22 protein-coding genes are annotated in these 21,042 nt (G+C 45.2%); 13 read left to right on the top strand and 9 right to left on the bottom strand.

Features of this window, described 5'->3' with window-relative positions; genetic code table 11:
• Positions 1 to 75: 75 nt before the first annotated feature.
• The 3 genes from PJF56_RS08110 to PJF56_RS08120 all read left to right on the top strand — a co-directional run bounded on the left by PJF56_RS08110 (position 76) and on the right by PJF56_RS08120 (position 3,659).
• Positions 76 to 1,245: an aminotransferase class V-fold PLP-dependent enzyme gene (locus tag PJF56_RS08110; protein WP_283762151.1), complete on the top strand. Its 1,170-nt coding sequence runs from the start codon at positions 76 to 78 to the stop codon at positions 1,243 to 1,245.
• A gap of 174 nt (positions 1,246 to 1,419) precedes the next feature.
• A complete protein-coding gene (locus tag PJF56_RS08115) occupies positions 1,420 to 2,487 on the top strand; it encodes a glycosyltransferase family 4 protein (RefSeq protein WP_283762152.1) in 1,068 nt (355 codons plus the stop codon).
• The gene (locus PJF56_RS08120; protein ID WP_283762153.1) at positions 2,487 to 3,659 is read left to right on the top strand and encodes a glycosyltransferase family 4 protein; all 1,173 of its coding nucleotides are present in this window, start codon (positions 2,487 to 2,489) and stop codon (positions 3,657 to 3,659) included. Before PJF56_RS08115 ends, PJF56_RS08120 begins: the two co-directional genes overlap by 1 nt.
• A gap of 26 nt (positions 3,660 to 3,685) precedes the next feature.
• Here PJF56_RS08120 and PJF56_RS08125 read toward each other — a convergent pair whose 3' ends face one another.
• Positions 3,686 to 4,669, bottom strand: a complete 984-nt coding sequence (locus PJF56_RS08125) for a glycosyltransferase (RefSeq protein WP_283762154.1) — start codon at positions 4,667 to 4,669, stop codon at positions 3,686 to 3,688.
• 70 nt (positions 4,670 to 4,739) lie between these two features.
• Between PJF56_RS08125 and PJF56_RS08130 the strand changes: the two genes are divergently transcribed.
• Complete coding sequence (locus PJF56_RS08130; protein ID WP_283762155.1) at positions 4,740 to 6,794, top strand: DUF2264 domain-containing protein; 2,055 nt, start codon at positions 4,740 to 4,742, stop codon at positions 6,792 to 6,794.
• Here the strand turns inward: PJF56_RS08130 and PJF56_RS08135 are convergent.
• On the bottom strand, positions 6,791 to 7,699 hold the full coding sequence (locus tag PJF56_RS08135) for a sulfotransferase family protein (RefSeq protein ID WP_283762156.1): 909 nt from the start codon (positions 7,697 to 7,699) through the stop codon (positions 6,791 to 6,793). The two genes, PJF56_RS08130 and PJF56_RS08135, sit on opposite strands and share 4 nt — an antisense overlap.
• 237 nt (positions 7,700 to 7,936) lie before the next feature.
• Between PJF56_RS08135 and PJF56_RS08140 the strand changes: the two genes are divergently transcribed.
• The 5 genes from PJF56_RS08140 to PJF56_RS08160 all read left to right on the top strand — a co-directional run bounded on the left by PJF56_RS08140 (position 7,937) and on the right by PJF56_RS08160 (position 10,682).
• Positions 7,937 to 8,137 carry a DUF3285 domain-containing protein gene (locus PJF56_RS08140; RefSeq protein ID WP_283762157.1) on the top strand — a complete coding sequence of 67 codons (201 nt, stop codon included), beginning with the start codon at positions 7,937 to 7,939 and terminating at the stop codon, positions 8,135 to 8,137.
• A 12-nt stretch (positions 8,138 to 8,149) separates the two neighbouring features.
• A complete protein-coding gene (gene ybeY, locus PJF56_RS08145; protein WP_283762158.1) occupies positions 8,150 to 8,668 on the top strand; it encodes an rRNA maturation RNase YbeY in 519 nt (172 codons plus the stop codon).
• 128 nt (positions 8,669 to 8,796) lie between these two features.
• Complete coding sequence (locus PJF56_RS08150) at positions 8,797 to 9,240, top strand: diacylglycerol kinase family protein (RefSeq protein ID WP_283762159.1); 444 nt, start codon at positions 8,797 to 8,799, stop codon at positions 9,238 to 9,240.
• Positions 9,241 to 9,248: 8 nt separating this feature from the next.
• Positions 9,249 to 9,842, top strand: coding sequence for an anthranilate synthase component II (locus PJF56_RS08155; RefSeq protein WP_283762160.1), 594 nt, complete (start codon positions 9,249 to 9,251; stop codon positions 9,840 to 9,842).
• Between the two features lie 75 nt (positions 9,843 to 9,917).
• A complete protein-coding gene (locus tag PJF56_RS08160) occupies positions 9,918 to 10,682 on the top strand; it encodes an MBL fold metallo-hydrolase (RefSeq protein WP_283762161.1) in 765 nt (254 codons plus the stop codon).
• A 101-nt stretch (positions 10,683 to 10,783) separates the two neighbouring features.
• Here PJF56_RS08160 and PJF56_RS08165 read toward each other — a convergent pair whose 3' ends face one another.
• The 6 genes from PJF56_RS08165 to PJF56_RS08190 all read right to left on the bottom strand — a co-directional run bounded on the left by PJF56_RS08165 (position 10,784) and on the right by PJF56_RS08190 (position 15,371).
• The gene (locus PJF56_RS08165) at positions 10,784 to 11,125 is read right to left on the bottom strand and encodes a DUF760 domain-containing protein (RefSeq protein ID WP_283762162.1); all 342 of its coding nucleotides are present in this window, start codon (positions 11,123 to 11,125) and stop codon (positions 10,784 to 10,786) included.
• A gap of 204 nt (positions 11,126 to 11,329) precedes the next feature.
• On the bottom strand, positions 11,330 to 11,716 hold the full coding sequence (gene folB / locus PJF56_RS08170) for a dihydroneopterin aldolase (RefSeq protein WP_283762163.1): 387 nt from the start codon (positions 11,714 to 11,716) through the stop codon (positions 11,330 to 11,332).
• A gap of 105 nt (positions 11,717 to 11,821) precedes the next feature.
• Positions 11,822 to 12,988, bottom strand: a complete 1,167-nt coding sequence (gene hemH, locus PJF56_RS08175) for a ferrochelatase (protein WP_283762164.1) — start codon at positions 12,986 to 12,988, stop codon at positions 11,822 to 11,824.
• Between the two features lie 113 nt (positions 12,989 to 13,101).
• Positions 13,102 to 14,673 carry an MBL fold metallo-hydrolase gene (locus PJF56_RS08180; protein WP_347179488.1) on the bottom strand — a complete coding sequence of 524 codons (1,572 nt, stop codon included), beginning with the start codon at positions 14,671 to 14,673 and terminating at the stop codon, positions 13,102 to 13,104.
• Positions 14,674 to 14,855: 182 nt separating this feature from the next.
• The gene (locus PJF56_RS08185; protein WP_283762166.1) at positions 14,856 to 14,978 is read right to left on the bottom strand and encodes a hypothetical protein; all 123 of its coding nucleotides are present in this window, start codon (positions 14,976 to 14,978) and stop codon (positions 14,856 to 14,858) included.
• A gap of 84 nt (positions 14,979 to 15,062) precedes the next feature.
• A complete protein-coding gene (locus PJF56_RS08190; protein WP_283762167.1) occupies positions 15,063 to 15,371 on the bottom strand; it encodes a DUF6679 family protein in 309 nt (102 codons plus the stop codon).
• Between the two features lie 188 nt (positions 15,372 to 15,559).
• Here PJF56_RS08190 and PJF56_RS08195 point away from each other — a divergent pair, with 188 nt between their 5' ends.
• Complete coding sequence (locus PJF56_RS08195; RefSeq protein WP_283762168.1) at positions 15,560 to 16,306, top strand: creatininase family protein; 747 nt, start codon at positions 15,560 to 15,562, stop codon at positions 16,304 to 16,306.
• 89 nt (positions 16,307 to 16,395) lie between these two features.
• On the opposite strand, the gene msrA is transcribed toward PJF56_RS08195, so the two are convergent.
• Positions 16,396 to 17,052 carry a peptide-methionine (S)-S-oxide reductase MsrA gene (gene msrA / locus PJF56_RS08200; protein WP_283762169.1) on the bottom strand — a complete coding sequence of 219 codons (657 nt, stop codon included), beginning with the start codon at positions 17,050 to 17,052 and terminating at the stop codon, positions 16,396 to 16,398.
• 118 nt (positions 17,053 to 17,170) lie between these two features.
• On the opposite strand from msrA, the gene ppk2 reads away from it, so the two are divergent.
• The 3 genes from ppk2 (at position 17,171) to prfC (ending at position 21,029) form a co-directional block, all read left to right on the top strand.
• Positions 17,171 to 17,986, top strand: coding sequence for a polyphosphate kinase 2 (ppk2, locus tag PJF56_RS08205; RefSeq protein WP_283762170.1), 816 nt, complete (start codon positions 17,171 to 17,173; stop codon positions 17,984 to 17,986).
• Between the two features lie 139 nt (positions 17,987 to 18,125).
• Positions 18,126 to 19,067, top strand: a complete 942-nt coding sequence (locus tag PJF56_RS08210) for an RpnC/YadD family protein (RefSeq protein ID WP_283762171.1) — start codon at positions 18,126 to 18,128, stop codon at positions 19,065 to 19,067.
• Between the two features lie 342 nt (positions 19,068 to 19,409).
• On the top strand, positions 19,410 to 21,029 hold the full coding sequence (gene prfC, locus PJF56_RS08215; protein ID WP_283762172.1) for a peptide chain release factor 3: 1,620 nt from the start codon (positions 19,410 to 19,412) through the stop codon (positions 21,027 to 21,029).
• Positions 21,030 to 21,042: the final 13 nt, after the last annotated feature.

Below are 21,042 nucleotides of genomic sequence, written 5' to 3' on the forward strand. Positions count from 1 at the left end.
AACATTTTCCCATGAATGGATCGTGCCACCGATCATTTATCATGAGAGCTAGGAAGAGAAAACTTAAAATAGCTCATGAATGTGACTCAACACCGGCAACAGCTTACGGCTCTGCACAATAAGGGGTATTTTAATTATGGGGGTCAAGGGCCGCTGCCGGAAGCTGCACTAGAAGCCATTTTTAACTCCTATCGCCACATTCAAAATCTAGGGCCATTTTCCCATGGGGTGGGGGATTGGGTGGCTCAAGAATTGCAGGCAACCAGGGAAGTCATCGCGGCTGAAGTTCAGGTTCCCTCTAGTAGTATTACCCTCACAGAAAATGTGTCCATGGGATGTAATATTGCCCTGTGGGGAATTCCCTGGAAAGCGGGAGATCATATTCTATTGAGTGATTGCGAGCATCCGGGAATTATTGCCGCAGCTCAAGAAATTGGCCGTCGGTTTGGGGTTTCGCTCTCTACTTGTCCGGTTTTGGAAACGCTGAATGAAGGGAACCCGGTAGAGGCGATCGCCAGTCGAGTCCAACCTAACACTAAACTGGTGATTATCAGCCATCTGCTTTGGAATACGGGCCAAGTGTTGCCACAAAAGGAAATTGTCGAGCAAGTGCGATCGCAAAATCCAGACACTCAAATCTTAGTCGATGCCGCCCAATCTGTCGGCTCTTTACCCCTGAATTTAACCGATGATGGGGTTGATTTTTATGCCTTTACCGGTCATAAATGGTGGTGTGGCCCGGAAGGATTAGGCGGTTTATATGTGCGTCCTGAAGCCTTAGAAACCCTCAATCCCACCTATATCGGTTGGCGTGGCATTCTCACCACCACCACCGCACAACCCAAGGGATGGAAAGCCGACAGCCGACGCTATGAGGTGGCTACATCTGCCTATCCCCTACTCGCAGGACTGCGCGAGGCCATTTCCTTTCATCAATCCTGGGGCACTGCCCAACAGCGATACGATCAAATCTGTAAACTCAGTGCTATACTCTGGGACAAGTTGGGACAAGTTCCCCAAGTGCATCGACTGCGAACCACGCCACCCGAATCTGGTTTAGTTTCCTTCCAACTCGAAAGCGGTCAACACGAGCAACTTGTCAGTGCTTTAGAAGCTGAAAACCTGATGGTGAGAACGATCCTAAATCCCAACTGTGTCCGGGCTTGTGTTCACTATTTTACCGAAGTTGGGGAAATTGAGGGATTGGTGGAGGCGATCGGGCATTTTTGTAAATTAACTGTATAAATCAACCTAGTAACACCTCCACTCTCATATTTTGCAACAGCAAGAGTTAAGGAAAAATCGATTTTCTAATCTATGAAACTAGCGTACATTACCAGTTATGACGTATTCAATAGCTCAAGCTGGCCACCCCAAAACAGAGGACTATTTGGCGCAGGATCTACTATAGCTAAATACATGGAATCTGAATCTGTTTCCATTGACTATTTAGGCCCTTTGCAACGCAGCAAATCTCTAATTACGAGAGTGAAGTGGTTGGCATATCGTCATTTGTTCAAGAAAAATTATTATAGCTGGGCAGAACCCTTTGTGTATAGAGATTACGCTCGGCAAATTTCTCAAAAATTATCTCACTCTGATGCCGATCTGGTTCTCTGTCCAGAAAATGCTATGCTAATTGCTGGTCTTCAGGCCAATAGACCTTTAGTTTTGTGGACAGATGCGCCTTTAGGAAGCTTAATTGATTACTATCCCTACTTAAGCAATTTATGCTCAGAAACTAAGAAAAAAATCTACGCTTTAGAAAAAGCAGCCCTAGAAAACTGTCAGCTTATTATTTTAGTTTCGGATTGGGCGGCTCAAGAGGCGATTAAACTGTATAATTTACAACCAGAGAAAGTAAGAGTGATTCCCCGTGGAGCCAATATTAGAGGCGATCGCACTACAGAAGAGATTCATCATCTCATAGACTCTCGACCCCAAAACCTCTGCAAGCTTCTGTTTATTGGAGTCGATTGGATACGCAAAGGAGGAAATATTGCCCTAGAAGTGACTCAAGAGTTAAATAAACAAGGGTTTCCCACCGAGTTAAGTATAGTCGGGTGTCAACCCATGAGCAAAGACCCCTTACCCAGCTTTGTCAAAGTCTATGGGTTTATAGACCGTTCCCAGCGATCGGGAGAACAAAAAATTCAAGAATTATTAGGAGCAACCCATTTTTTCATTCTCCCCACTCAAGCAGAAACTTTTGGTATTGTTTTGAGCGAAGCTAATGCTTTTGGTGTTCCCTGTTTAACTACTAATATTGGTGGTATACCCACCATTATCAAAGATGGATTGAATGGTCAGAAGTTTTCTCATCAAGCTGAAATTTCTGACTATTGCAAGTACATCACTTCTGTAATGAATAATTATGACCAATATAAGCAACTCGCCCTGTCCGCTTTTGAACAGTATCAATCCAGATTAAGCTGGTCTGTGGGTTGCCAACAAGCCAAAAAACTTTTACAGAAATTAATAACATGATGAAAATAGCATACATTACAGACTTTGATCTTGCTAGTTTTCAGCAAGGCAATTGGCCAAAAAAGCAAATCGGTCATTGGGGACATTGCTATTATATTGCTAAATCTCTGGAAACTGACTCAACCACAGTTCAGTATGCTAGTCCCCTAATCTCCAAAAAGGTTATTATTCCTAAAATTAAGAGACGTTTATATTCCACCCTATCTCAGAAAGTCTATCACTACTGGGCAGAACCTATATTTAGTCAAGACTTCGCCAAGCAAATTCATGATAAACTTTCTAGCTTTCAACCCGATATTGTTTTCACCTCAGATCCCAATCTCATCTCTTATGTGAAATGTAAACAGCCTATTGTGCTGTGGACTGATACCATATATGCAGGGTTGATTAATTTTTATCCAACCTATTTCAATGTCTGTCAAGAATCCCTGCGGCATTTGAGAACTCTGGATAGATTAGCCTTGAATAACTGTAATCTTATTATCTTAGCCTCTGAATGGGCTGCCCAAACGGTCATTGATAACTATCAAATCGATCCCTCTAAGGTTAAAGTTGTTCCTCATGGAGCAAATTTGGAGTGCGATCGGACAGTAGATGATATTAACACAATCATAAAATCCAGACCTTCAGATCGCTGCAAATTACTCTTTTTGGGAGTAGATTGGATACGCAAAGGTGGGAATGTTGCCTTGGAAGTAGTTAAATCGCTTAATCGTGCTGGACTATCGGCTGAATTAAACGTAGTTGGAGTAAAGCCAGTGTCTGAGGAACCCTTACCTGATTATGTCCATTCTGTGGGCTTTATTGATAAATCGAAACCTGAAGGATTAGCCAAGTTAAATCAGCTCTTAGCTGAATCTCACTTCCTAATTTTACCCTCACGAGCAGAATGCTTTGGTCACGTTTTTTGCGAAGCTAACTCTTTTGGTGTTCCTTGTTTAGCCACGAAAGTAGGAGGAATTCCTTCTGTGATTAGAGATAATGCCAATGGCAAAACATTTGCTTTAGATACAGATATCAAAGAATACTGCGATTATATCATATCCTTCATGAAAAATTATGAACAATATGAAAAACTAGCGCTTTCTTCCTTTAAAGAATATCAAACTCGCTTAAATTGGACTGTTGCAGGTCAAACCGTGAATCAGTTATTAAGGGAGTTGATAGAGTGAGTAAGTAAATCTACATATCGTGCCATCTAAGGATCGTATCGTAAAAGTCTCATTAAAGTAGTAACATCAGTTAAGTTGTTCATTTTTATCATTACTTTCTCAGCCTGTTTGTGAGGCAAAATAACTGATATGCCAACTTTCAATAAAACCTTCCATAAAATTCGTCTTCGTAAAAGAGAGTAATCATAGTTAATGGCTAACAAAATCAACTTAGTGGTGAAGAAGGATTTTGAGCGATCGGGGATTCCTAAGAGGGATTTGTAAGTGAGATATTTATAGAGATTAGCCAGACTATCTCGCTTAAGATATTGAAGGGACTCAGGAGCTTGATTAAAAGCTGTCGTAATCACTTGCAAGCATCCTGATTCGAGTTTTGCCACATTGGAGGAGAGGGAATATGTAGAAATTCGATACAAAATTTGTGGACGTTGGACGTTAACAAAATGGTAGTGAGCGGCTAACCGTAGATATAAATCCCAATCTTGTCCAGCCGGTAGAGATTCATCAAATCCCCCTACATGAGTCAATGCTTCCCGGCGGATCAAGGGATTAGAACCATTTTCTAAAATATCGGTCAGTAAAAGTTGGGGATAAATATCTCCATGGGCTGTAAAATACCCGCCTTTACGAACCAATTGACTGGATTCATTAATGCGATCGCACCAACTATAGGCAACTGCTGCTTGAGGATTATCTTGTAAAGCTTTGAGTTGAGCCTCTAGTTTATCTGCTGTCCACAAATCATCTGCATCTAGAAAGGCAATATATTCCCCAGAAGACTGTGCAAAACCGCGATTGCGACTAGGGTTAGATCCAGCATTGGGATAGGAGAAAACTTTTAACCTAGGATCTTGTATACTTGATAGCACTTCTAGAGTGTTATCTGTTGAGCCATCATTAATGACAATTAACTCAAAGTCGGTAAAGGTTTGTTTGAGAACAGATTCAACCGTCTCACCAATGGTGTTTTCACTATTGTAAGCTGGAATAATGACAGAAATGAGGGGCATATCTGCTCAACTCCTTGGAACTAAACTTTAGTATATACTATGTGCAGTATTGGTACAAGAAAATCAAATCATGAATAGCTTTCAATGGACAAGCCCATGGGATTATCAAACTGCTTCTGTAACGGGATTAACTAGAAGACACTGGGAAGAAGCGGTTTTGATTTTACTTGCAGGAATGCTTGCCTATGCTTCTCCGGGAAAGGCAAGGATTAAGCTACCCGGAGTGAATAGCACTCATGGTGTTGTGGCTGATGAACTTGAAGGGTTTTCTCGGTCTTTGATTATGGCTACGCCATTGCTCAAAGGTAATCCTAACTTGAAATTTACTGTTGGGAATCAAATTCTGGATCTTGTAGGTTTTTATCGTGAAGGAATTTTGGCCGGAACGAATCCTCAGCATCCTGAGTATTGGGGTCAGATTGAAGATTATTCCCAGAATATTGTGGAATGTGGATCTTTGGCATGGTCTTTATATCTTTCACAAGCTCATATCTGGGATAAATATTCAGATAGAGAAAAACAACAGGTTGCTGATTATCTGCTGCAATGCAATGGGGTTAAGGTTCATGCGAATAATTGGCTGTTATTTAAGGTGATTATTAATACGGTCTTAGAAAAATTGGGGATGCCTTTTTCTAAAAAAGAGATCTTTAAAAATCTAGAAATTTGTAAAAAGATGTACCTTGGAGAGGGTTGGTATCGAGATGGAAAGACGAAGCAAATTGATTATTACAATGCCTGGGGATTCCATTATTATTTTTTGATGTGGGTTGTTTTAGATGGCGATCGCCACCCAAATATTGCCCAACTCCATATCCAGAGGATGGGAGAGTACATGCACAACTTCCGCTACTTCGTCTCTAGGGAAGGCAATGTACCCTGTTTTGGGCGATCGGTAACCTATCGGTTTGCCTATCTTGCTCCTATTGCTTTGGGGTTGTATCTCGGTTGCCTAGAGCAAGATTTGGGAGAACTCAAGAGCATTTGTAATCGTTCGCTGCAATTCTTTCTCACTGGAGACATTCTCAGCGATGACCATCTGTTAACCCCTGGATATCTCCGTCATTCCCCCAGACTGCTAGAATTTTACTCCTGTGCTGCTTCTCCATACTGGGTAGGAAAAGCCTTTAACCTTCTCTTGCTGCCAGAATCTCATCCTTTTTGGCAGGCTGAGGAAAAACCTTTAGCGATCGATCGCCAAAGTTTTTCTATTCCCATTCAGTCAGCCGGTTTGTTACTGGTAGGCGATCGCCAATCGGGTCATGTTCAGCTCCTCAACCATAAATCTCATCATAGTTATCCCGATCTAAGCAGTAAATATACCAATTTTGCCTATTCTTCTCTCTTCGGTTATGATATCGGCCCCATTAGAAAAAAATACGATAGTGATAGTTCTCTTTGTGACAATGCGTTGACTTTTTCTGAGGGGAATAGATATGTGCAGCGATCGCAGCTTCAACCCCTCTATTGCCAACCAAACTTTATTGCCTCTAAATATCCATTGCGAATTCTCAAGCGGGAGGCAACAAACTGGTTACCTCGAATCTATAGTAACCTCGGTTGGGGATGGACTTACACCCTAGTCAAAGATGACTTTATGATTAATGTTCACCACATTAAAGCTCGGAAATCTTTGAATTTCAAAGAAGGGGGATATCCATTAGGATTTGACGAAGGTGTACCAGAGATTATCTCAACAGAAGGTGCAGAAGCAGCGTATAAAGACGGTAAAATTAGCTTTATTCGCAATTTGTATGGCTACGATCGACAGTTTCCCGCTCAACCTTTAATCTCTCAGGATATTGAGAACAATATTAGATATAAATCGAGTGTTGTTCCCGCTTTAGGGTTTGAAAACAAAACTCAGAAGTCTTTTTATCTTGCCAATATGGTTTATGGAAAAATGGGTAATGACACAATTGAAGATTTAATGAAACTGGTCACTAATTTTCAAATTGCTGATGGCTTGATTCAAATCCAGTTTTATGATGGCGAACAAGTGGTTATGCAATTAGGTAAAATCAAGCGCCTTAATCTTACCCTGAATGGCAAGGAGATCGAGAGTAAAGTGGTTATGGCGAGGGTTTCTGGAGAAGGTAAAACCTGTCAAATCATTCGAGACTAGACGAGCCAATGGGACAGATCTCGCCCAATCAAATCTTGAAGTTTTAAGATATCTTCTCTAAAGATGGGAATTAATTCTTGTCGCAGTTCAGGAGATAGTGGCTTTAGTCTACCTAAATTTTTACGATACGCTTTTGCAGCCATCGGCTGACGAATTTTGGCGGGAATCAAAGGTCTGATTATCCTTTTGACCACATTTTTATTGCTGATAAAATTGTGGAAAAGTTTATTTTTGGGAACCTCTGATTTGTTATAGCGAAGCTTTAAATTTGGGGTAAAGGTATCATCCACTTCTAGGAATTGGAAAATTTCTTTAAGCATTGTTTTAGCATCACTTTGTAAGTCTTCGTAAAGATAGACCTTGATTTGCTGGCGATCGAATCGATCGAAATAGCGTTGCAGTTGCAGGCCATAGAACCCAAAATCTTGATAGCGCCATACAGGAGACCAATGATTTTTTCTGCGATTTTCTTCTTCTTTTAACGCTTTGGAAAAATCTTTAAGTGTCTCTCGTCCATCTCGGCGCAAGTGGGAATAAAAGGAATAAGCGCGATCGACAGGATGACGTAAAATCGCGATCAACTTTGCATCTGGAATATAGTGTTTTATTCGTTCTGCTGTTTCTGGGATATAAAGATAAAAAGTAGAGGATTCTCCGATCGCTTTTTCTTCGGTGACCTCTTCAAAAAGAGCTTGATACTCTTTTAAGTAGGGTATGGTTTTGACATTGGTTGTCGATTCTGCATCTCCAGAGCCGCAGAAATCGGGTTGCCATCCTTCATAAGCGAAAAAATTGGGTTCTTTATTTTTGCTCATATAAATTTCAGGGTGCTGATTGAGATAGTTATGCACGGAGCTGGTTCCTGATTTGGCAGCACCTATGAGTAAAAAGTTGGGCATGATCATTTTTGAGACCTCCATGAATTGACGAGGATGATCGTTCAGATTTTAGCAGATGATCGATCTGGTATTTTAATCACAGTTTCTTCAGAGGCGATCGCGCACGGGTGTATCTTGAGTAAAATTTAAGTGAAAAAACAAATTAATTCAGTATATATTCTTAATTTATATAAAAGAGATTTAAGCTTTAAAACTGTAACAAAACTGTTACAGTTGAAAGAAGTAATTTCAAGCGCCTTGATTATGACTGAACCTCAAACTCCTCCTATTGCTTCCGAGCAACCGGAAACTCCCGAAACTCCTTCACAAGAACCTCAACCGAGTTACGTGAAACTAGCGATGAGGAACATGGTGCGTAAAGGGAGAAAATCTTTAACCCACTTTACCCTCACTACCCTTGCTCTCTTGGGTCTATTGGTGGGACTCTCTTACCTCACCCGATAGGAGATTGGCTCTATGGATGTTGAAGTCAATATTGAGGTTAGTGAGTCTATTTCTAAGCCTCCGGTAAGTCCAGAAGAATTCAATCAATGGTTTTGTGCTTGGCTGGAGCATTTAGAGCTTAATCTAGAGCTGCCTCCGGCTCGTGCCTATGAATTAAGTTTACGGTTAACGGATAATCCAGAGATTCAGAGCTTTAATAGCCAATATCGCCAGCAAGACCGACCCACGGATGTTTTAGCTTTTGCGGCTCTAGAGACCGATACCCCTCTTCTGCCAGAGAGTGAAGACCCCTTATACTTAGGGGATCTGATGATTTCGGTGGAGATCGCTAGGGATCAAGCTCAAGAACAGGGCCATTCAGAAACGGTGGAACTGGCTTGGCTGAGTGTCCATGGTTTACTGCATTTGTTGGGTTGGGATCATCCCGATGAAGCCAGTTTACAGGCGATGTGGGAAAAACAGGAATCTCTTCTGGTGCAAGTGGGTTTAGAGCTAGGCAACCGAGAGGGGATGTCAACTTCGGTCAGATGAGTTACCCTCATGGTGAATTCAATTTCTGCTTATGGTCTGGGTTGCTCTACAGACGACGGAATCTGACGGACGCTCACATTGCTTATATCAACAGATCCCCACCTTTGCCCTCAATTATGGTGAACCTTATGTCCAGTAAACTCTCGATTTCAACCGTTGAATCTAACCATTCCTCAAGGGTTACTCATCGTAACTCGTCTTGGCAGGTGGCTGAGAATTTGCTTACGAGTTTTAAGTATGCTTGGGCGGGGGTGACTTACGCTTTTAGAACGCAACGCAATTTTCGCATCCATGTGATCTGTGGGAGTTTGGTGATGATTCTGGGGTCGCTGTTGCATGTGAAGGCGGTGGAAGCGGCGATTTTGGCGGTGATGATTTGTTTGGTTTTGGTGCTAGAGTTGCTCAATACGGCTTTAGAGGCCGTGGTAGATTTAACGGTAGAACAGAACTATCATGAATTGGCGAAAATTGCTAAAGATTGTGCGGCTGGAGCGGTGATGCTCTCGGCGATCGCCTCAATTCTGGTAGGTGTGATTCTACTATTGCCTAAAATGCTTCTCCTGTTCTCTTAACGGCTCCCATGATCATTGTTATCGATAACTACGATAGTTTTACTTACAATTTAGTTCAGTATTTGGCGGAATTGGGACAAGAGTTTTCCCAAGCCAAAGAGATTCAGGTGTATCGAAACGATCGCATCTCCCTGAAGGAAATTCAAGCGCTGAAACCGGATGCGATCGTGATTTCTCCGGGGCCGGGACGACCGGAAGAGTCTGGAGTGTCTCTAGAGGCGATCGCCCAATTAGGGCCAAATTTGCCCATTCTGGGGGTGTGTCTGGGTCATCAAGGTATCGGCCAAGTGTTTGGCGCTAAAATTGTCTCGGCTCCTGTCCTCATGCATGGTAAAATTTCCCCCATTCACCATAACGGAGTGGGGATTTTTGCCGGCCTAGAAACGCCCTTAAATGCGACTCGCTATCATAGTTTGACCATTGACCGCAACAGTTGCCCAGAAGAGCTAGAAATTACCGCTTGGGTTGAAGATGGTACGATTATGGGGGTTCGCCATCGTCAATATCCCCACATCCAAGGGGTTCAGTTCCATCCCGAAAGTATTCTCACCACGAAAGGGAAAGACCTATTGCGGAACTTTGTGCGATCGCTTTCTTCTTGAAGAGCGAAACTGCACCATACATAGATCAACCGCACCATAGATAATAAATAGTGGATGAGAGATAATTAATTACCCATGAAACGGCGCAACTTTATCAGCATGACAGGGGCAATGGCGATCGCCACCCTCGTCAGTTCTGTGTATTCTTCCCAAGCCCAAACTCCCAGTGGACTGACCATACAGAGCCTGGGCCATACCTGCTTCCTGTTTACCGGGGGCGGTCATAACATTTTGGTCAACCCCTTTCGCCCCATTGGTTGTACCGCCCAATACCCCGCCCCCAATGTGGAAGCGGATCTCGTGTTAATCAGTTCCCAACTGTTGGATGAAGGCTATGTGGAAAATCTGCCCGGCCAACCGAGACTTCTATTTGAACCCGGAGATTATCAACTCGATGAGGGGTTGCAGGTGCGGGGAATGGTGGCCGAGCGGCTGGAAAAACGCCCTGGAAGTCGGTTTCCCAGTAATGTAGCTTGGGTGTGGAGACAAGCGGGGATGAAAATTCTGCATCTAGGGGGAATGGCTTCTCCCATTACCGTAGAGCAAAAAATTCTTATCGGCAGGCCCGATGTGGTGTTAATTCCGGTGGGAGGCGGCCCCAAGGCCTATAATCCGGAAGAGGCTAAAGCTGCTCTAGAGATGCTCAATGCCAAAATTGTGATTCCCAGCCATTACCAAACCCCACAGGCCGATCCTCAAGCCTGCAACTTGGCTAGGGTTGATGAGTTTCTGGCCCTGATGAATGGGACTCCTGTGCAAAGAATAGCAGGCGATCGCCTCACGCTTCAAGCCAACAGCCTTCCCAATGATGGCTCACAAATTAAAGTGCTGTCCCTGTAGTCGCGTCACATCTCCTTAAACAAGATGGGATCGGTTCACCCAATAGCTCGAATACTAATGAGAATCCCCAGCCTTTAACGAAGCGGAGGCCGGGGAGTCTGTCAATCAGTCTCAGCTCCGTGAGATTCAGAGGCTGACCACGTATGTTCAAACATCATACGCTGTTCTGCATTTCGCAAAAAATAGCCACTGATCATGGCAGAGGCTAAGAGGCGGCCGAGGTTTTCTCGGTTGGTGGTTACAGTAACCCCAAATTGTTCTGACGGGAGATGGCCCAAAAGTCCAATGATGTTGCTTTCCATCACTTGGAAAACTTCGGAAGAGGTAGGTTTAGAGAGTTGAGCCACGGTTTCCGGACTCAAAGATTGAACATAGTCCCATAATAAGTTATTGTCAGTGTCGCCCTGAAATAATTCAGGATTTTGATTCGACGGGTTATTCACGTTAGACCTCCGTACAGTTCACCGCGACAACTTCTAGCCTTTTAGGTCGGAGCCGCTTTTGCATTCGAGATTGAATAACAGTAGCAGTTCACTACTGTGCTGTTTTGTCAATCGCTATGCTTATAAACTAATGTAACAGTTTCTTGGCAAAGGCGGGGAGCCTAAACCCAGCTAAAAATGGCGGATCTGCCCGGTTGACTGGCATTAGGCGAATTTAGAATTCTCTCGTGTAATATCAATGGTGACTTGGCCGCCAAAGTCGGGTATGGGAGGAGATTTGATCACGCGCACGCCGACTTTTTGTATGGCCGGGCGTTGGTGGGACTGGTTTTCCAGATTCAGGAGGTCATCGGCGATCGCCGTAGCCAATTTTTCAATTAAGTCAAATTTGTTGCTGCTCACGATTCCCTTTACCCGGTCAATGGCTTCACAGTAATTGAAGGTGTCATCGATATTATCACTCTGCCCAGATACCGATAAATCTAACCACAAGGATAGATCGACGGTAAACCATTGTCCGAGTATTTTTTCTTCCGGTAAGTAGCCAATATATCCATAACAGCGAATATTGGAGACGTGAATACAATCCATGATGGGGTTAAGGGCAGGGATACAGAGCTTATGGGATTGATTATCCCATTGTCTGGTCTCTCCTGGCAATGTCGGCCAGTCAGAAAAGGGGGTTAGGAAAAACTTCTACAAAATACCGATCGCATGTAAAATTCCTTTTCCACTGAACAACTCTACCAGTAGAGCAATAAAGCCCAACATCGCTAACCGACCATTCCAGACTTCAGCGCTAGTCGTCATTCCCATTTCCCAGCGCTCTTGAGGATACATTTTCAGTTCTTCGGAAGGACGCACCACATCGGAGAATTTTTGACTCGGAGAGTTGAGCGAATCAATCACTAAATCAGCTAAATCGTCAATAAATCGGGCATGGGTATCCAGGGCAGGGACGCGGCGGAAATTGCTAATCCCAGCTTCTTCAGCAACTTCTCGATATTCAATATCGATTTCTTGGAGGGTTTCAATATGTTCGCTCACAAAGCTAATGGGAATCACCAACACATCTTTAACCTGTTTTTCTCCCAATTCTTGTAAGGCATCTTCCGTATAGGGTTGTAACCATTCTACCGGGCCGACGCGGCTTTGATAGGCTAGAGTGTGAGGATTGGGACGGTTGAGGGTTTTCATAATCAAAGCTGTACAGGCTTCGATTTCCCGTTGATAGGGATCGCCTGCTTCTTCCACATAACTGACGGGAACCCCATGGGCGCTAAAAAACAGATGGACTCGATCGCGATGTTCAAATTGGTCTAATTGTTGGGCAATCAAGTCCGCCATGGCTTGGAGATAACCGGGGCGATCGTACCAGGAGGAAATCAGGCTATATTTAACATTATTGCCCAATACTCGGTCTTTTTCCCACAGTTTTTCCAGGACTCGGAAGCTCGAACCACTGGTACTAATGGAAAATTGGGGATAGAGGGGCAAAATCACCAGATGATCGATTTTATCTTTTTTGATTTCGGCGATCGCATCTTCCGTAAACGGATGCCAGTAGCGCATTCCCACATAAATTTTCGCCTCTTGTCCCTTTTCGGCTAAACTCGCTTCCAGGGCTTGGGCTTGTTCTTCCGTAATTCTGCGTAAGGGAGACCCGCCACCGATTTGCTTATAATTCTCTTGAGATTTTTTGTAGCGACTACTGGAAATCAACCAGGCTAGGGGTTTCTGTAACCAGGTCACCGGCAGGCGGATAATTTCTGGATCGGAAAATAGATTAAACAAGAACGGGCGAACATCCTCTAATTTTTCCGGCCCACCTAAGTTTAAGAGTAAAACCCCAACACGACCCATAATTTCTTCGGTTCCCTTAGTAAATAACTATCTCATGTTTGTTACTGATTTTAACATTAATCTAGCGCTTTGCGCTGGTAATGGGTAATGGGCAGAAAGGTAATAGAAGAGGATTACTCGGTTCTTCGGGCAAAGACGGGACACAAACCATCGGGACTGACCCGAAATTCAAATAAGGCCGAGGCTGGATTCCAGCAGCGCTGCCGACGATAATGGGCGCAGTTCCCGCAACAGTCGAGATCGGGGGGCATTTTCGGAATTCCTTGGGACAGTAATTCCCGTTGAGAGAGAGGGCGAATGACTAACTCTTCCCCTTGCCAACGGGCTTCCAGAATGCCGGTATCGCTGAACTGTTGCCAACGGCGATCGCGGGTAATTTCTTCGGGTAAATGGATGCTAACAGTGGTCTCTAATTCCGTTAATTCCCCTTCATAATGGGTTTCCGGAGCCGCCGGTTGAATAAAGGTATCACCAATAGGTAATTCTACTCGTTTATTCACCTGGGGACAATGGAGATGATAGCGATTTTGGAGTTCTTCCAAACCGGCTAAATCTGTCAGATAAGCATGACTGCCATGAAAAAAAACAATATGTTGGGGACGAATATTATGAATCAGTTGGGTTGTTCCTAAGCCGTCACAATGTTGGGAAAAAAGATAGGTTTCAATTTTTACGCCTTCAATGGACTCTAAGGTTTGGGTCAGTTGACTCGTATCTTCGCCATGTTCAGAGAGCAAGACTAACCACCCCTCCGGATCGGCTTCAATCCACTGCTGGAGATGGGATTGGCGATGGGCAACCACAATCGAGGGATATCGAGGCAGTTGCCCAGAATCCTGATTAGCCGGAAGGCGACGCACTTGGGGACGGACGCGCTCATCCCAAAAAAGGGATTGATGTTGGGCAAAATTTTGTACGTTGCTGGGCAGATGGGGCAAAATGTCTAGATAGGCATCACAACCCCTGGCAATGGTTTCATCCACCCAAATATCGATATCCTGGCCGGTGAACTGATGGTGAGAGCGCAGCAACATCAGTAATTCTTGGCCGAGACCGAGAACCGGAACCGGTAGCAACACGGAGGTTTGATGCTTTAGCGTAGTGTAAATTCGCGAAGCCAGATGGTTTTCTTGGTGGCGGCGGTTGGGATGACGGGCGGTTCCATAGGTGGCTTCGATAATCAGGACATCCGGTTGCAGGCCGCGCACATCTTCAATCCGCATCCGTTCAACGAGACGGGAGTTAGAGGAAAAGTAATCGCCCGTGTAGAAGAGGGTGTAAGTCCGTTCTGGGGCCCTGTAGGTGAGCAGGAGGGAGGCGGCTCCTGGGAGATGGCCACAAGGGTAGAGTTCGGCACTGAGATCGGTTTTGAGCGGTTGCGGCGATCGCCACTCTAAAGCCTGACAATTTTCCGGTTCTAGGCCATGCAGGGATAATAATTGCTGGGTGACCTCACTGCCATAAATCGGCAGATCGGGAAACCGAGCCGATAAATCCGGAAGACCGCGACAATGGTCAGGATGGGCATGAGAGCAAAAGACCAAATCGGCCGCCTCAGTCGCAAGCAGGGGGTCTATCTGATGTAAACCGCAGTCGAGCAGGATGCGATAGGGGCCCATCCGCACCAGCAGACAGACCCCATCCCCAGATTGACCTGTACCATAGGGAATGCATTCAAGGGTAATCAAGGGTTGACACTAGGTAGAGATCGCAACAAGACCAGACTGAAATGCCCTCTCCCTTTCATGTCCGCTTGCAGAAAATCCCTCTCCCCTAGGAGAGAGACTTTTACTCCCCTTCTCCCACGGGAGAAGGGGCTAGGGGATGAGGTCAAGTGGATCGCTCGTTTAATTAAAAATGCTATAAATTAATGGGCAGAACCGTTACCGTGGTAACTGTCGGAGTCGTAGAACCCATTTTTGGTTCCGAAAAATAAGGTGGTGACTGTAAACAGGGCAGTTAGAATGACTAGAACCAATTTAACATCCATAGTCTTGTGATTATGATTTAAGGTTTTCAGTTGTGAATGATAGCGTACTGGGCCAAGGGGCGATCGCTAGGATTAGAGCTTGGATTAATCGGGGTTCGATTCTGGGTGCTGGCGAATTTGTTCGGCTTCCGGACACTCATCTGAGACCAGCAGTTCAGTATTGCCCTTGGAGACATTAGAGAGCTTTTGGGTCACTGCACCAATGCTTTCTAGGCGAACCATTTCTTCCCAAGCACAGATCTCATCCTCCTCTTCGGTTTCATAGCGGATCGTGACTAAATCTCCTTCGATTTCTAGAATGCGAGCGCATTCTATCCAGCGTTGCTGGTCTCGCAAGAAAATCCAGACTTCACGACCCTCGGAGCAGAGTTGATAGATCTTGCGATGTAGCATAATTGGCTCTTGATATGTGGCTTTAGAGTTGGGCTTTTCAAATGTTATCGCTTATTTTAACGATAGAACCACATAATTGGATCAACTTTTGTAAATTGGGCAAATTTTTTCCGTAACCGATCGCGATCGCCTTCCCGGAACCCAAAGAGTTTGCTACCCTAGAGGATACTCTTTTCTCCTTTAGTCTCATGTTGCTCCATCTCAGCACCTGGCCAGAAGTCGAACGCTACCTCGAACACTCCACAGGCTTAATTTTGCCCATTGGCTCCACCGAACAACATGGGCCAACCGGATTAATTGGTACAGATGCCATTTGTGCCGAGGCGATCGCCAAAGGAGTCGGAGAAAAAACCGGAGCCATAGTCGGCCCCACCATCAACGTCGGCATGGCCCTCCATCACACCGCCTTCCCCGGAACCATGAGCCTCCAGCCCTCCACCCTAATTTTACTCATCAAGGACTACCTCACCCACCTAGCCCAAGCCGGATTTACCAAATTCTTCTTTATTAACGGTCACGGGGGCAATATTTCCCCCATGAAAGCCGCCTTTTCCGAAGTCTACACCCACCTAGCCCACCTCAACATCGACCCCGAAGGAAAAGTCACCTGCCATTTAGCCAACTGGTTTATGTGTCGCAGCGTGTATAAACGGGCCCAAGAGCTATATGGAGATCAAGAAGGATCTCACGCCACCCCCAGCGAAGTCGCCCTCACCCAATACGTTTATCCCGACTCCATCAAAACCGCCCCCCTCTCTCCAGAAGTCGGCAAAGGCCACCCCATCACCACCCCCGCCGAATTCCGTCGCCATTATCCCGATGGTCGCATGGGGTCAAACCCCGCCCTAGCCACTCCAGAACATGGCCAAGAATTTTATCAGTTAGCCGTGGAAGAATTGAGTGAAGGCTATCAGAAATTCATCAGCAAGAATTAGACCCGAAAGCCTATCTGTAGGGGCGAAGGGCTGTTCGCCCCTAGATCATCTGCTATTTGATTGTTATTGACAATGACCCTAAAGAGTGATTAAGAAACCGTCGTCACCCCTGGACAAGACACCTTCGTTCCGCCCAAGCCACAATAACCCCCCGGATTTTTCGCCAGATACTGTTGGTGATAGTCCTCAGCGTAATAAAACTCAGGCGCATCAAGAATTTCCGTAGTAATTTCCCCGTACCCCGCTTTCTTCAGCTCTTCTTGGTAGAGTTGACGAGATTTTTCCGCCAGTTCTTTCTGAGCCTCAGAATACACATAAATCCCAGAACGGTATTGGGTTCCCACATCATTCCCTTGGCCCATTCCCTGGGTGGGGTCATGGCTTTCCCAGAAAACTTTGAGCAGGGTTTCATAACTAATTTGCTGGGGGTCAAAAACCACTAGCACCACTTCATTATGACCGGTTTTACCCGTACAGACTTCATGGTAGTTGGGGTTAGGAGTATATCCACCCGCATAACCCACCGCAGTGGTAAACACTCCCGGTTGTTTCCAGAAACAGCGCTCTGCACCCCAAAAACAGCCTAAGCCAAACACCACCATTTCCAGTCCCTCTGGGTAAGGGGGTTGGAGAGGGTTACCATTAACAAAGTGTTGGTCGGGTACAGGCATGGGGGTTTTACGCCCTGGTAAGGCTTCTTCGGGAGTGGGGAGGGTCGTTTTCTTGCCTAATCCAAATAGAAACATAGATCAATTCTGAAATAAGGGAACTGGTTCTATTGTTACAAAACTTTGTGAAGTTGGCACAGATGGGCGAGGTTGGGGGGATGATAGGCTAGTAGAGTCGATTCAAATCGGTAGATGAATGGGAAAAAAACAGAAGGCTAGTGACCAAAAGCCCGGTAAACTCTCTAAGGAAACATATGAATCGGAATTAACCAAGCTTCATGCAGAATTAGTGAAGTTGCAATATTGGGTACAAGCCAAGGGATTAAGAGTTATCGTTGTCTTTGAAGGTCGAGATGCAGCCGGAAAAGGTGGCATGATTAAGCGCATCGTCGATCGCCTCAGTCCTAGGGTGTTCCGCGTGGTTGCCTTGCCCACCCCTTCCGAGCGGGAAAAAACCCAGTTATATCTACAGCGCTATATTCAGCATTTTCCCGCAGCCGGAGAAGTGGTCATTTTCGATCGCAGTTGGTATAACCGGGCTGGCGTTGAGCGGGTGATGGGGTTTTGCACCGATGAAGAATATCAACGGTTTTTGCACTATATACCCACCTTTGAACATATGATAGTCGATTCGGGCATTCAACTGATTAAGTATTGGTTGGATATCAGTCAGAAAGAGCAAGAGCATCGCTTTCAAGACCGTATTCATGATCTGCGTAAAGTCTGGAAGTTGAGTCCCATGGATGTCCAATCCTATCGACGCTGGTATGAGTATTCCCATGCCAGAGATCAGATGTTACAAGCGACAGATACGGATTTGGCTCCTTGGTATATTGTGCCAGCCGATCATAAAAAACGGGCCCGCCTCAATTGTATTTCCCATTTTCTCAGTTTAATTCCCTATGAGGAGTTGTCAATTAAACCGGTGAAACTGGGTAAGCGAGATCTGAAACATCAATATGACGATCATTTGTCGTTGAAGGACAGAAGGGTTATTCCTCAAAACTTCTAGAGTAGGGTACTAGGGTACTAGGGTAGTCCACTCCACTCGCGCAAAATAGGTAAAACAACAGTTGATGGGTTCGTCTAAATTAGCGAATGCGATCGCTCGATTTCTGATACAATACCCTGGTTCTGTTTGATATCCTCTCGTGACGCGATTCATTCACGACCAATTCGCCAAACAATACCTCAGTGAACTGCTTTCTCCTTTGGGAAAAGTAGAAAGCAGCAAAGATGTTAGCCCAGAAGTCCGTCAAATTGACCTGTTCTTTACTCCTTCTGACTCCAAGGAAGAAGAAAGGAAAAATCTCGGCTTGTTGGGCAAATTAACCACAACTCCGACGTTACTTGAACCCTTTCGTAATCCCGTTACACCAAACGAGATCCGGAATTGTATGATGAAACTCTTAGCCGTTCATGGAGAATTAGAAAGAGAAACCAAACGTAAAAAAATATCATTCGATGATACGAAAATGCCGCAATTATGGATTTTAACACCAACAGCTTCAGAGAACTTACTAGAACAATTTCGTTGTCATTCCTCCCAAGAATGGGAAGAGGAAGGAATATATGATGCGGGGTCAGGTTGGAAAATGGGAGTGATAGTCATTCATAAACTGCCCAAAACCCTGGAAACCCTATGGCTGAGATTATTAGGAAAAGGGAGAGTCCAAGCACAAGCGATTCAAGAACTCGAAACCTTACCCCAAGAAAACCGCAGTCGAGAAAGTGTTATAAAATTGGTAAGAGAATTGGTTGCTCTGTTAACCAAACGACAAAACCAAGAACAAAATTTAGATCGTGACGATAGGGAGTTAATCGTGACTTTAACAGAACTCTATGAAGAAGCGATGGCAGATGTGCGGGAAGAAATCCGCCAGCAGGCCAAAGAAGAATTCCTTCAACAAGGAAAAAAACAAGCGACTCTGGGTTTGATTAACAATCTTCTACGGACACGCTTTGGTGAAGTTGATGAGGAACTAGCGGAAATTGTAGATGCGATCGCCTCCCTCCCCTCAGAAGAATGGGTTCCCCCACTTCTGCAACTTTCCCGTGAGGAATTATTGGTGCGCTTTGGGAAGCAGGGATGATGGGGAGCAGGGGAGCGGGGGAGTGGGGGAGATTTGGTAACAGTCTTGCGATCGCATCAATTCAAACCCGCTTCTGCACGCACCAGACGCAAATCCGCACTCAAACCGAGTTGTATCCCCCACTCTTGCAGATAGTTGAGATCGAGTAACTCTCCTTGAACCCTCCTTTGACATACTCCTCATCAAGGATTTCAGTTCTCCATTGCTTGGCCGATGGCTTATCATAGATCTTTGGTACATAATAATAAATTTCTATTGTTCTCACTTCTTAGGGGGGACTTTAAGGGAAAATGGTTTACCCATTACCCATCACCCATTACCCATTACCCATTTATATCCCTAATGTCTACTGAACTGTCTACGGAAATACACAACGCGGTTGATGGCCGGCGCAACTTTGCGATTATTTCTCACCCGGATGCGGGGAAAACTACATTAACGGAAAAATTGCTGCTCTATGGAGGGGCAATTCATGAAGCGGGGGCAGTAAAGGCGAGAGCCAGTCAGCGCCGAGCCACATCGGATTGGATGGCAATGGAGCAACAACGGGGAATTTCGATTACCTCGACGGTGTTGCAGTTTGAGTATCAGGGCTGTCAGATTAATTTGTTGGATACTCCGGGACACCAGGATTTTAGTGAAGATACCTATCGCACGTTGGCGGCGGCGGATAATGCGGTGATGTTGGAGGATGGGGCGAAGGGGTTAGAGCCACAAACCCGGAAGCTGTTTGAAGTTTGTCGGATGCGGCGCATTCCGATTTTTACGTTTTTTAATAAGATGGATCGTCCCACCCGCGAACCTCTGGAGTTGTTGGATGAGATTGAGCAGGAGTTGGGGTTAAAAACTTATCCGGTGAATTGGCCGATTGGGACGGGCGATCGCTTCCAAGGGGTGTACGATCGCCATACTCAGGAAATCCATTTGTTTGAACGCAATGCCCATGGTAAACAAGCGGCAAAGGATACCATGATTCGCTTGGGCGATCCGCGCATTGAGGAGTTGTTAGACCAGGATTTGTATTATCAGCTCAAGGAAGATTTGGAATTATTGGATGGCTTGGGGTCAGAGTTTGACTTGGACGAGATCCACGCGGGAGAGCTAACCCCGGTGTTTTTTGGTAGCGCCATGACCAATTTTGGCGTACAGCTCTTTTTAGATGCCTTTTTAGAGTATGCCCTGAAACCGGGCGATCGCCAAAGTTCTCAGGGGTTGATGTCTCCAGAGTATCCGGAGTTTACGGGGTTTGTGTTTAAGTTGCAGGCGAATATGGACCCGAAACACCGCGATCGCGTGGCATTTGTGCGCGTTTGTACGGGTAAGTTTGAAAAGGATATGACAGTTAGTCATGCCCGCACGGGGAAAACAGTACGGCTCTCGCGCCCTCAAAAACTGTTTGCCCAAGACCGAGGATCGGTGGATGTGGCTTATCCAGGGGATGTGATTGGGTTGAATAATCCGGGGGTGTTTGCGATCGGCGATACGATTTATACGGGTAAAAAGTTGGAATATGAAGGCATCCCCTGTTTTTCCCCGGAATTATTTGCCTATTTGAGAAATCCCAATCCCTCCAAGTTTAAGCAATTCCACAAAGGAGTAACCCAATTGCGAGAAGAGGGAGCAGTACAGATTATGTATTCGAGCGATGAATCTAAGCGCGACCCCATTTTAGCGGCCGTGGGACAGTTGCAATTTGAAGTGGTGCAATTTCGACTGCTGAATGAATATGGGGTAGACACTCGCACCGAGTTGTTACCCTATTCAGTGGCGCGATGGGTGCTGAATGGTTGGGACTTTTTAGACCAAATAGGTCGCTTGTTTAATACGATGACCGTTAAAGATAATTGGGATCGACCGGTGCTACTGTTTAAGAATGAGTGGAACTTACACCAAGTCCAAGGCGATCATCCAGATATGAAACTCAGTGCGATCGCGCCTTTATCCTCTGGACAATCCAATTAAGATAGGGCCCAGC

Origin of the sequence: Roseofilum halophilum BLCC-M91, from assembly GCF_030068445.1 — a bacterium.
In the GTDB taxonomy this organism is placed as follows: Bacteria; Cyanobacteriota; Cyanobacteriia; order Cyanobacteriales; family Desertifilaceae; genus Roseofilum; species Roseofilum halophilum.